2 protein-coding genes are annotated in these 1,346 nt (G+C 60.7%); both read right to left on the bottom strand.

Annotated features, from left to right (window positions below; all coding sequences use genetic code 11):
* Window positions 1-720 (bottom strand): DUF1828 domain-containing protein (locus CHC02_RS29795; RefSeq protein WP_141137715.1); only part of this gene is annotated, 720 nt, incomplete at its 3' end.
* Window positions 710-1,165 (bottom strand): hypothetical protein, encoded by a 456-nt coding sequence (locus CHC02_RS29790; RefSeq protein WP_089394944.1) that lies wholly within the window; start codon window positions 1,163-1,165, stop codon window positions 710-712. The genes CHC02_RS29790 and CHC02_RS29795, both read right to left, overlap by 11 nt.
* Between the last annotated feature and the right edge of the window lie 181 nt (window positions 1,166-1,346).

Genomic DNA, 1,346 nt, shown 5'->3' with positions numbered 1-1,346 from the left:
GTCGGTGAACAGCATGGACTTCACCAGCGATGAGATGATGTCGCGCTCCATCAGGGCGCTCGCGTGGTCCTTACGGTCATCGATCACAACCATGATCTCCCGGCCCTTGGTATAGGGGCTGCTCAGGATGTCGCCGGCCTTGCGCATAACGCCGCCCGTCGCATTGGCGTTCGGGCTGATTGCGTCCACCAGCAGATTGCCCAACTGGAAGTCGAAAGTGTGCTCGCGCCGGGACAGGCCGCGAGCCTTGGGCCGCAGCGACAGTGTTTCGGTGGGGCGCCAGTGCCGCAGTAGCATCTCCACCTCATCGACCAGCACATGCCAGTCAGAAGGAGTCGCCAACGCCTCGCGCTCGTATTCGACGATGGACATCAAGCCAGCCAGGTAGCGGGCGATCAGATCGGAGGCCTGTTGGTTCGGTCCGCTGGCCAGGATCTCGCCCGCATCGCTCAGCGCCAGGCTATGCAGTTCCAAGCGATTGCGCAGCGAGGCCCAGCGGCGCTTGTCCGAAGAGGACAGGCCGATGCTCATCAGGTGGGCGAGGGTGTCGCCATTGTCGCTGAGCACCAGAACGGTTCCGTGCTCCTTCACGTAGAAGGCAATCGGCTCTCCATCCGAGAAGGAAAACGGCGTGTCGACCTCTAGCACCGGCCCATGGGTGATGCCTTTCACGGGTCGGCACTCGAAGCCCAGATTATTGATCAGCCAGTTACATTCCATGATCGTCACCAAACGGGTATGGCAGTTCGGTCTCCAATGTCAGACAGATGCGGCTACAGAATAATTCCAGCCAGAGCTTGTAGTCTGTGCAGCAGAGGTCATTTTGTACAGGTCGCACATCGCCATCGTCGCCGTAGTGCTCGTGCGGGCCGTAGAGCCTTGGCGGCCCGTTGTGCGAACGCTTGTCCTGGGGGACGACTTCTAGTTGGTAGACGCGCCGCTGCTTCTGGTTGCTCAGGTGGAACATGGTGAAGGTGTACTTGCAGCGATCCGCAGCCACGCCCGTGCGCAGCACGATCTCGATGGTCACGCCGGGGATGGTTGCGCCATCCTCATCCTCCGGCCGGAAGGCGGCGACCTTGAACAGGGTGTTAGTATCCTTAGTGCCGAACGCCAAACGGCCAGAGAAGCGCTTGGGTCGCGCGATCAGTTGCTGATCATCCATGCATACGCCTCACTCCCCCCATTTGCCTATCGCTCCGGCCCTGGCCATGACACCTATCAGCCCTTACTCCGCGTTATCCGCCCCGCCTTGACCTCATCAGCATATGAGCCAAGACGGTCCTCGCCGTTGATGAGCACCCCAACGATACGGAGTACGGCCCAGGCGTCAGTCTCATTGCCTG

Origin of the sequence: Pseudomonas delhiensis (assembly GCF_900187975.1) — a bacterium.
GTDB lineage: Bacteria > Pseudomonadota > Gammaproteobacteria > Pseudomonadales > Pseudomonadaceae > Pseudomonas > Pseudomonas delhiensis.
This window is presented reverse-complemented; position numbering and strand designations above follow the sequence as displayed.